Origin of the sequence: Rhabdonatronobacter sediminivivens (assembly GCF_013415485.1) — a bacterium.
Taxonomy (GTDB): Bacteria; Pseudomonadota; Alphaproteobacteria; order Rhodobacterales; family Rhodobacteraceae; genus Rhabdonatronobacter; species Rhabdonatronobacter sediminivivens.
This window is the reverse complement of sequence record NZ_JACBXS010000006.1, coordinates 142,851-153,085: the sequence shown is the minus strand read 5'-3', so window position 1 is coordinate 153,085 and position 10,235 is coordinate 142,851. Positions and strand designations below refer to the sequence as shown.

General features: G+C 67.8%; 8 protein-coding genes. 4 read left to right on the top strand and 4 right to left on the bottom strand.

Annotated features, from left to right (window positions below; translation table 11 throughout):
• Positions 1-67: 67 nt before the first annotated feature.
• The 4 genes from HUK65_RS04600 to HUK65_RS04585 form a co-directional block, all read right to left on the bottom strand.
• The gene (locus HUK65_RS04600) at positions 68-349 is read right to left on the bottom strand and encodes a hypothetical protein (RefSeq protein WP_179904968.1); all 282 of its coding nucleotides are present in this window, start codon (positions 347-349) and stop codon (positions 68-70) included.
• A gap of 287 nt (positions 350-636) precedes the next feature.
• Positions 637-1,266 carry a LysE family translocator gene (locus HUK65_RS04595; protein ID WP_179904967.1) on the bottom strand — a complete coding sequence of 210 codons (630 nt, stop codon included), beginning with the start codon at positions 1,264-1,266 and terminating at the stop codon, positions 637-639.
• A gap of 152 nt (positions 1,267-1,418) precedes the next feature.
• Positions 1,419-1,691, bottom strand: coding sequence for a hypothetical protein (locus HUK65_RS04590; RefSeq protein WP_179904966.1), 273 nt, complete (start codon positions 1,689-1,691; stop codon positions 1,419-1,421).
• A gap of 30 nt (positions 1,692-1,721) precedes the next feature.
• On the bottom strand, positions 1,722-4,514 hold the full coding sequence (locus HUK65_RS04585; RefSeq protein ID WP_179904965.1) for a [protein-PII] uridylyltransferase family protein: 2,793 nt from the start codon (positions 4,512-4,514) through the stop codon (positions 1,722-1,724).
• Positions 4,515-4,651: 137 nt separating this feature from the next.
• Here HUK65_RS04585 and HUK65_RS04580 point away from each other — a divergent pair, with 137 nt between their 5' ends.
• The 4 genes from HUK65_RS04580 (at position 4,652) to HUK65_RS04565 (ending at position 10,235) form a co-directional block, all read left to right on the top strand.
• Positions 4,652-5,527 carry a TIGR00282 family metallophosphoesterase gene (locus tag HUK65_RS04580; protein ID WP_179904964.1) on the top strand — a complete coding sequence of 292 codons (876 nt, stop codon included), beginning with the start codon at positions 4,652-4,654 and terminating at the stop codon, positions 5,525-5,527.
• The gene (locus HUK65_RS04575) at positions 5,524-6,489 is read left to right on the top strand and encodes a DMT family transporter (protein ID WP_179904963.1); all 966 of its coding nucleotides are present in this window, start codon (positions 5,524-5,526) and stop codon (positions 6,487-6,489) included. Before HUK65_RS04580 ends, HUK65_RS04575 begins: the two co-directional genes overlap by 4 nt.
• 67 nt (positions 6,490-6,556) lie before the next feature.
• On the top strand, positions 6,557-8,398 hold the full coding sequence (locus HUK65_RS04570) for an SLC13 family permease (protein ID WP_179904962.1): 1,842 nt from the start codon (positions 6,557-6,559) through the stop codon (positions 8,396-8,398).
• Between the two features lie 31 nt (positions 8,399-8,429).
• Entirely contained in the window at positions 8,430-10,235 is a 1,806-nt protein-coding gene (locus HUK65_RS04565; protein WP_179904961.1) for an acetate/propionate family kinase, read from the top strand.

The following is a 10,235-nucleotide window of genomic DNA, read 5'->3' as shown; positions in this document are numbered from 1 at the left end:
TCAAGGCCGCGCTTCTGAAACATCGGGAGCCGGGCATCACCGTCGTTGACCAGACCGCAGAGGCCGCCTAACCATGACCCCGGCAGCGCTGCCCCGACCCGATTTCAACATTCATCGGGACATCCCCGCAGACGGCGCGCCTCCCCCATGCCCGCAATGGGCTGGCCTTACCGCTCAGGTCATCCAGACGAACCGAAAGAGCACCAGCCAAGGCGCGCAGGGCGTTTTCGCCGTTCTGCAGGCGGTTCGCATGGTCCGCTGGGATCAACGCCTCCGCGCCCGCCGCCAGCGCAGCATTGGCGCGATCGTAGGTCTGCAGATTGGCCAGCGTATAGCTGATCTGCTTCATGATGCAGCTTTAACAGGTTGCTGAAAAAGAAGATTGGGCGCGACAATGGCGACGGGTGGGCGCGTTGGGGCCTTGGGTTTGCTGCGGTTCATGCCAGCCAAGCCCCTCCATGCGCTAAGCTTTTTGCAGCGTTGCAATGCGCCCTCCCGGGATCAAGGGGACCGAGGCCCCGGCGGGGCCGCGTAAGCCCCTTGATGGTCGGCCGAGCTTGTGGAAAGCGTGCCGAGGAACAGTTTCCCGGTCGCTTGCCTGAAAAACAGGAGGTAGACGACTTCTTCAGCAGCCTGTTAACGCTGCGGCTGCAAGTCCCGAGTTGCCAGCAACACCCCGGCACCGATCATGAGGCTGCCGCAGACCTTGTTGACAATGTTGAACGAAAACCGTTTCAGCGCTGTGGCCGCACGAATACCTGTCCAGCCCCACAGCAGCAGGATCACGCCATCGACCACGATATAGGTCAAACCAAGGATGAAGAGTTGCGGCAAGACAGGGGATGCGGGATCGATGAATTGCGGAAACAGAGCGCCAAAGAAAACGACCGCGAACGGGTTGGCCATTGAAACAACAAAGCCTTGCTTGAAAAGATGAAACGCCCCACCGGACGCATTCGCCTCAGCCTCAGTGGAATGGTCCTTTGACAGGATCAGCTGCAGTCCGATCCAGACCAGATAGGCAACGCCGAGCCACTTTATCCAGATGAAAGCGGTCGCGGATGTTGCAATGATTGCAGCCAAACCGAATGCGGCCGCTGTCATCTGGAGGCAATTTGCGCTCAGGTCGCCCACAATGGTGTAGGCGCTTCGGCGCAACCCATGGCGAATACTGTTTGAAATGACAAGGAGTTGGCTGGTGTCGGGCGGTGTCGCAAAGAAAACGGCAACTGCGGCCAGGTAGATGAGATAGGTTTCCATCGGCATGTGCTTTCAATCCCTCTGCCCGCGCAAAAACGCCATTGCACCACCACTCTCCGGGCAATCAAGGCCTCTTGCAAGCAGGCAAGGCCCTGAGGTTCGGGAACGATGGCTTCGCCCGCAAACCCGCCCTCCGTTCCGGCCCGCAAACCGGGGTGTTACCCTCCGGACACGCGCGCCGCGCGGCCGCCGCGGCGGCGGGTTGGGGTGCCGGGGCTCTGACCTTCGCGCAGCAGCGCGGTCATCGGGTGGTCCGGTGCCTCGGTGCCGTAGTGTGCCAGCAGCGCGTCGATGGCGTCTGACTGGGCCGCGCCCGCTGGCAGGCTGAGCGCCCAGTCGATCAGGATCGACCGGCATTCGGCATCGGTGATCCCGTCAATCCTGTAGCTTTCGCGGATAAGCCCCTTGGGGTCGGCCTGTTGCGGGTCCATGGGCGGTCCTGTTGCCTGATGCTGCGGCGCTCAGGATTGCCCCGTGGCGGGCGCACTGTCCAGCATTTCCGCAATCACCGCCGCCGCGCCCCTGGCCTGCGCCTGCAGGGCCTGCGCCAGGGCCTCCAGATCGGCGGCGCCGGTTTCGCGAAGGATCAGCGCCTGCCCGCCCTGCCCCAGCGCCTGCGGGTCGCCCACGCGGTCGGCCAGCAGTCGGCTGGAGCACTGCATCCGCCAGCACAGGCGGTACGCCTCCAGCAACGCGGCTTCGGCGGTCGGGTCCAGCACCCCGGCGCGGCGTCCGGCCAGCAGTTGCGCCTCGACCCGGTGGGCGTGGCTACCGGCCAGCAGCGCGCAGGTCTGGGCGGCGAGTTCGATATCCTGCAACCGCCCGGGGCCGTCCTTGGCCTCCCAGCGGCTGTCGCCCGGCTTGGCCTCGGCCAGGCGGGCGCGCATGGCGGCGACATCGGCGCGCACCTCCGCCCCGCGCCCCTTCTCTGGCAGCAGCGCGCGGCGAAATGCCTCGACCTCGGCGCCCAGATCGGCGCATCCGGCGACGCGGCGCGCACGGGTCAGGGCCAGATGCTCCCAGGTCCAGGCCTCGGTCTGCTGGTAGTTGCGAAAGGCATCGAGCGAGGTCGCCACCGGCCCCTGCCGCCCCGAAGGGCGCAGCCGCATGTCCACCTCATAGAGCCGCCCACCGGCCATGGGGGCCGAGATCGCGGTGACAAAGGCCTGGGTCAGCCGCGCGTAATAGGGCCGCGCGCCCAGCGGGCGGGGTCCGTCCGAGCCTTCGGCGCCCGCGGGGTCATAGATCACGATCAGATCCAGATCCGACGCCGCATTCAGCCGCGCCGCCCCCAGCGAGCCCATGCCCAGCACCACCGCCCCCCGCCCCGGCGGCGGACCGTGCTTGCGCGCGAATTCGGCCACCACATGCGGCCAGAGCGCGGCAAGCGTGGCCTCGGCCAGTTGCGCATACTGGGCCCCGGCCTCGGCCGCGTCGATCAGCCCGCGCAGGTGGTGCACGCCGATGCGGAAATGCCATTCCCGCGCCCAGACCCGCGCGCCATCCAGCTTGCGTTCGTAATCATCGACACCCTTCAGCCGCGCCGACAGGTCCGCGCCAAGCGCCGCGGTGCCGGGCCAGGGCGCGAAGAAATCACCGCCGATCACCGCATCCAGCACGCCCGAATTGCGCGACAGATAGGCCGCCAGCCGGGGCGCGGTGGCGCAGATATCCACCAGCAGGTCGATCAGCTGGGGGTTGGCCTCGAACAGGGAAAATATCTGCACCCCCGCGGGCAGACCGCCCAGGAAATGGTCAAACTGGATCAGCGCCTCTTCGGGGTTTGCGGCCTGCTGCATTCGGCGCAGGATTTCGGGGCGCAGGCGGTCAAAGATCTGCTGCGCGCGGTCCGAGCGCAGCGCGGCAAAGGCGCGCCAGCCGGACACGATCTTCTGCGCGGACTCGGACAGTTCCGGTTCGGGCGCGGTCTCGGTGCCGGGGGCAAAGAACCCTTCGGTCAGGTCATGCACCCGGGCCAGACGGGTCTTGAGCCGCTTGCGCCAGCGGTCGGTATCCCCTGCGCCCATGAAACGCGCCAGCCGGTCGAACCCCTCGGGCGCGTTGGGCAGGGTCTGGGTCTGGGCGTCCTGGATCATCTGCAGACGATGCTCGACCTCACGGTGGTGGCGGTAGTTTTCGGCCAGTTCGCGCGCCACATCGGCGGGCACCCAGCCCTTTGCGGCCAGGGCGGCCAGCGCGTCCTCGGTCCGCGAGGATCGCAGGTCAGGGTCGCGCCCGCCGGCGATGATCTGCCGGGTCTGGGTGAAGAACTCGATCTCTCGGATGCCGCCGCGGCCCAGCTTCATGTTGTGCCCGTCCAGGACCAGCGCGCCGCCCAGCCCCTTGTGGGCGCGAATGCGCAGGCGCATGTCATGGGCGTCCTGGATGGCGGCGAAATCCAGATGGCGGCGCCAGACGAAGGGGGTCAGCGCCTGCAGGAAGCGCTGCCCGGCGGCGATGTCCCCGGCGCAGGGGCGGGCCTTGATATAGGCCGCGCGCTCCCATGTGCGGCCAAGGGATTCGTAATACCGCTCGGCGGCCTCCATCGACAGGCAGACCGGGGTGACCGACGGGTCCGGGCGCAGGCGCAGATCGGTGCGGAACACATAGCCATCGCCGGTGTGATCTGACAGCAGCGCGCACATCCGGCGCGTGGCGCGGATGAAGGCGGCGCGGGCGTCATGGTAGTCATCGGCATCGAAGCGGGTTTCATCGAACAGGCAGATCAGGTCGATGTCCGAGGAATAATTCAGCTCCCGCGCGCCCATCTTGCCCATGGCCAGCACCACCATGCCCGCGCCGGTGGCGGCATCTTCAGGGGCAGCGCCGGGCAGTTTGCGGCGGCGGATTTCATGGCCCAGCGCCGCCGCAAGGGCGGTCCGGGTGGCGGCATCGGCCAGATCGGTCAGCGCGCCGGTCACGCGGTCCAGGTCCCAGACGCCGCCCAGATCGGCCAGCGCCGCCAGCAGCGCCACCCGGCGCTTGGCCCGGCGCAGCGTGACGGCGAGCGCGCTGTCTTCGGGGTCCAGCGCGGCCAGTTCGGCGGCCAGCACCGCCGCCGGATCATCGGCCAGCGCACCGGGCAGCCAGTCGCGTTCATGGCCCATCAGGCCCTTCAGATAGGGGCTGCACCCGGCGGCACCCTCGATCAGCCCGGCCAGATCGGCGGGCAGGTCGGGGAACAGGGCGCGGGCCTCGGCCCCGGCTTCGGGGTCATGGGGAATCGGACAGCGTGTCAGGGACCAGTGCGACATGGCGGCAAGACTGCGCGCTGGGCGCGGCAAGGTCAATCGGGCGAGCGGGCAGCGGGCGGTGCCTCCATGCCGCACCGCAGCCCATTGCCAGGCCGATGCTTCGCGCATAGGCTTTGGCGCGAACAGCAGGAGCACTCATGCGGATCTTGTTTCTGGGCGATGTGATGGGCCGCGCGGGCCGGGCAGCAGTGGCCGAGGCCCTGCCCCGCCTGCGCGCTGCGTGGCGTCTGGATTTCATCATCGTCAACGCGGAAAACGCCACCGGGGGCATGGGAGTGTCGCCGGAACATGCCCAGTCCCTGCTGGAGGCCGGGGCGGATTGCCTGACGCTGGGCGATCACGCCTTTGACCAGCGCACCATGCTGGGATTCATCGACAGTGAACCGCGCATCCTGCGGCCACTGAACTTTGCCAAGACCGCCACGCCGGGCCGCGGCCATGGCGTGTTCGAGGCGCCGGGCGGGCGGCGTGTGCTGGTGGCGCAGGTGCTGGGCCAGGTGTTCATGAAACGCGCCTTCGATGACCCGTTTTCGGCGCTGGAACCGGTGCTGCGCGCCCATCCGCCCGGCGGGCGGGTGCAGGCCTCGGTCATCGACATCCATTGCGAGGCCACCTCCGAGAAGATGGCCCTGGGCCATTGGTGTGACGGGCGCGCCAGCCTGGCGGTGGGCACCCATACCCATGTCCCCACCGCCGATGCCCAGATCCTGCCGCGGGGTACGGCCTACCTCAGCGATGCGGGCATGTGCGGCGATTATGACAGCGTCATCGGCATGGCCAAGGACGAGCCCATGCGCCGCTTTGTCACTGGCATGGGCAAGGCCCGGTTCGAGCCCGCCAAGGGGCCGGTGACCCTGTGCGGCGTGTTCGTTGAAACCGATGACGCCACCGGCAAGGCTCGGCAGATCATGGCCGTCCGGGCGGGCGGGCGGTTGCCTGCCGAGGGGCCGGCACCGTTTGAGCCGGGCACCCCGGACCCGGCCGCCCTTGCCCCCGGGCCGGGGCGCGCATGACCACCGTGGCCCTGCGCCCCATGATGCCGGTGTTGCTGGCCCTTGCGGGGTTGCTGGCGGTGGGCGCAGCCTGGGGCGCCGGGGCGCCGCTGGTCCGGATTGCCCGGCTGGCGGGGTATCTGCCCCTGACCATCGTGCTGTGGCAATCGGTGCTGGGCCTGTTGGTGCTGGCGGCGGTTCTGGTGGTGCGGGGGCGCTGGCGCATCCCGCTGGACCGGTCGTCTCTGGCGCTGTATCTGGCCGTGGCGCTGCTGGGGATCGTGCTGCCGCATCTGGCCGCGTTCTGGGCGCTGGGGCATGTGCCTGCGGCGGTGCATTCCGTGATCATCGCGCTGGTGCCGATCTTCGCGCTGGGGCTGGCGCTGGGTCTGCGGATCGAGCGCTTTCGCTGGAAACGCTTTGTCGGCCTGACCCTTGGCGCGGGCGCCGTAGCGCTTCTGATCCTGCCCGAAGCCAGCCTGCCGCCCGGCACGGCCACCGCCTTTGTTCTGGTCAGCATGATCGCGCCCATGTGCTATGCGCTGGAGGGGCTGGTGATCGCCAATGTCTCGCGCGCGCAGGCGGGGCCGATGCAGACATTGCTGGGCGCCACGGCCATGGCGGTGGTGATGGTGCTGCCGCTGGCGGCGCTTAGCGGCGCGCCGGTCATGCCGGGCACGGCCTGGGGTGCGGCGGAATGGGCGATCCTGATCTCAGGCATCGGCGGATCGCTGGCCTATGCGGGCTATGTGGCCATTCTGCGCCATGGCGGGGCGGTCTTTGGCGCGCAGGTGGCCTATGTGGTGACCGCGTCCGGGGTGGTCTGGGCGATGCTCTTGCTGGGCGAGCGTCCATCGCCCTGGTTCTGGACCGCGCTGGCACTGCTGTTCGGGGGTCTGTTTCTGGTGCAACCCCGCCCGCAAACCGCGCCCGGCCCCGGCCCGGGCACCGACCCACCCGCGCCACCGGGCAAATCCGCTTGAATCGCAGGGCCAAACCGGGGTCAACTGCAGGTCACCGCGTGGCACACCGGCTGGAAAAAGGCGCAGAATGATCGGACTGGACCTCCCCCCCATGGTCGAAGCCGTGACGGCACTGCTCATTGTCGCCGTCATGTTCATCGCCTTCATGCGCGAGGTTTATCCGGTTGAGGTCGTGGCCATTTCCGGCGCCGCCGTGATGCTGATGCTGGGCATCCTGCCCTATGGCATGGCGCTTGAGGTCTTCTCCAACCACGCGCCCTGGACCATTGCCGCGCTCTTTGTGATCGTTGGCGCGCTGGTGCGCACCGGCACACTGGACTGGATCACCCAGATCGCCGCGCGCCATGTGAAACAGCACCCGGTGCTGACACTGGGCATGTTGACGCTGACAGCGCTGTTCCTGTCGGCCTTTGTGAACAACACGCCGATTGTGGTGGTGATGATCCCCATCTTCATCCAGCTTGCCCGGCAGATGCAGACCTCGGCCTCCAAACTACTGATCCCGCTCAGCTATTTCTCCATCTTCGGCGGCACGATAACGCTGGTGGGAACCTCGACCAACCTGCTGGTGGACGGGGTGGCGCAGAACGCGGGCCTTGCGCCTTTCACCATATTCGAGATCACGCTGGCGGGGCTGGTGATGGCGCTGGTGGGGGTGACATACCTGGCCACCATCGGGCGGTTTCTGCTGCCGAACCGTGATTCGCTGAGCACCTTGCTGTCGGATCGCTCGAAGATGAAATTCTTTACCGAGGTGGTGATCCCCGAGAACTCATCCCTGATCGGGCGGCCCATCGACACCATCGACCTGTTCAAGCGCGAAGGCGCGCGGGTGATCGATGTGCTGCGCGGCGATGCCTCCTTGCGCCGTGACATAGGGGCGGTGGAACTGGCGGCGGGCGACCGGGTGGTGCTGCGCACCGCCATGTCCGAAGTCCTGGGCCTGAAGAAGAACAAGGATGTGGCCACCCCCAAGGATGCCGAAGACCCCCGCGCCACCGAGCGGTCCCCGGATGCGCCCGCGCCAGAGACCATCCAGAAGCTGTCATCGGTCCGCACCAGCACGGTCGAGGCGCTGATCGCGCCCGGGTGCCGGATGGTGGGGCGCACGCTGGGATCGCTGCGGCTGCGGCGGCGCTACGGCGTCTATCCGCTGGCGGTGCATCGGCGCAACCAGAACATCGGCCGCAACCTGGATGAACTGGTCGTGCGTGTGGGCGACACGCTGCTGCTGGAAGGCACACCGGCGGATATCCAGCGGCTGGCCACGGATATGGACATGGTGGATATCGCCCAGCCTTCGGACCGGGCCTATCGGCGCAGCCATGCCCCCATCGTGATTGCCACGCTGGCGGCGATCGTGGCGCTTTCGGCGCTGGGCGTTGCGCCGATCCTGCTGCTTGCCGTAATCGGTGTGGCAGTGGTGCTGCTGACCCGCTGCATCGATGCGGATGAGGCATTCGGCTTCATCGATGGCCGCCTGTTGGCGCTGATCTTCGGCATGCTGGCCGTCGGCGCGGGGTTGCAGGACTCCGGGGCGGTGGCACTGATCGTCAGTGCCGCCGTGCCCTTGCTGGGCGTGATGCCGCCGGTGCTGCTGGTGCTGTCGGTCTATGTGCTGACATCGGTCCTGACGGAGTTGGTAACCAACAATGCCGTTGCGGTGGTGATGACCCCCATTGTCATCAGTCTGGGTCTGGCATTGGGGGTGGACCCGCGCCCGCTGGTGGTGGCGGTGATGCTGGCGGCCTCGGCCAGTTTTGCCACGCCCATCGGCTATCAGACCAACACGCTGGTCTATGGCCCCGGCGGCTACCGCTTCACCGATTTCATGAAAGTGGGAATTCCGCTCAATATCCTGATGGCCCTGACGGCCAGCCTGGTGATCCCGTGGATCTGGCCGTTATAGCGCCGCAATCACCGAACACGAAGGAGGCGCCATGCGCATTCTGGTCTTCAACGCCGGTTCATCGAGCCTGAAATTCGGGGTGTTCGATCTGGACCCCGGCGCGCCCCTGAACCGCACCCGCCATGTGTTCAAGGGCAGTTTCGACCGCTTCACCCCTGGCGGCTGCGATACCAGTTTCAATGGCACGCGCGGCCGCGCACCCCATGCCGATCTGGGCGTCGCCATCGCCGCCGTGCCGCAGGTGCTGACTGATCACGGCGTGGAAGGACTGGACGCCATCGGCCACCGCATCGCCCATGGCGGCGCCCGCTTCACCGAGGCCACCGAGCTGACGCCCGAGGTCATGGAACAGATCGCCGCCCTCACCCCGCTGGCGCCCCTGCACAACCCCGCCAATGTCGAAGGCGTGACCCGCGCCCGCGCCTGCTGGCCGGACCTGCCGCAATGGGGGGTGTTCGACACCGCCTTTCACCTGTCCCAGCCCGCCCGCGCCACCACCTATGCGGTGCCAAAGGCATGGCGCGATGCCGGGCTGCGGCGCTTCGGGTTTCACGGCACCTCGCACAAATATGTCGCCCGCCGCGCGGCCGAGGCGCTGGATACGGACTTGCGCGAGCTGCGGCTGATCAGCCTGCATCTGGGCAATGGCGCCTCGGCCTGTGCCATCAACCGGGGGCAAAGCATCGACAGTTCCATGGGGCTGACCCCGCTGGAGGGGCTGGTCATGGGCACCCGCCCCGGCGATCTGGACCCGGGCGCCTTTGGCTATCTGCACCGCGAGCTGGGCCTGGAGATCGACGCGATCGAGGCCGCGCTGAACGGCGAAAGCGGGCTGAAGGGGCTTACCGGCAGTTCGGACATGCGCGATGTCGAAGCCCGCGCTGCCGAAGGCGACGCCGAGGCGCAGGCCGCCATCAACATCTATGCCTATCGCGCGCGCAAGTATATCGGCGCCTATGCGGCGGCCATGGGCGGGCTGGATGCGCTGGTCTTTACCGGCGGGATCGGCGAGAACTCGCCCTCCATGCGGCGGCGGATCTGCGACGGGCTGGAGTTCCTCGGCCTGAAGCTGGACCATGACCGCAACATGGTTGCCGATCTGGAGGGCTATGCCGCACCGCAGATCCAGGCCTATGGCGCGCGGGTGCAGGTGCTGGTCACCGAAACCGCCGAACAGCTGATGATCGCGCAAGAGGTCGGCGCCGCACGGAAGTCGCCCAAGCCCGCCCCGCAGCCGATCCCGGTGGCCGTATCCGCCCGCCATGTGCATCTGGATGCCGCGGCGGTGGAGGCACTTTTCGGCCCCGGCTACGAACTCACCCCCGGCAAACCCCTGCGCCAGCCCGGCAACTGGGCCGCCGCCGAGCGCGTGACCGTCGAAGGCCCCAAGGGCCGGTTCGACCGGGTGGCCATCCTGGGCCCGCTGCGCAACCGCACCCAGGTCGAGGTCTCGCGCACCGACAGCTTTGCGCTGGGCATCGACGCCCCCGTCCGCCAGAGCGGCGATCTGGACGGCACGCCCCATGTGCGGCTGGTGGGCCCGGCGGGCAGCATCGACACCGACGGGCTGATCATCGCCGCGCGCCATATCCACATGCACCCCGATGATGCGGCGCGCATGGGGGTGGAGGATGGCGATACGGTGGATGTGAACCTCAGCCATGCCGCGCGCGCGCTGACCTTTGCGCAGGTGCTGGTGCGGGTGCAGCCCCAGGCCTTTACCGAAATGCATATCGACACCGACGAGGCCAATGCCGCCGGGATCACCGGCCATACCGAGGGCGAGGTCGTCCCCGACATGCATGTGACCACCCTGACCGCGAAATCCACGGGCTGA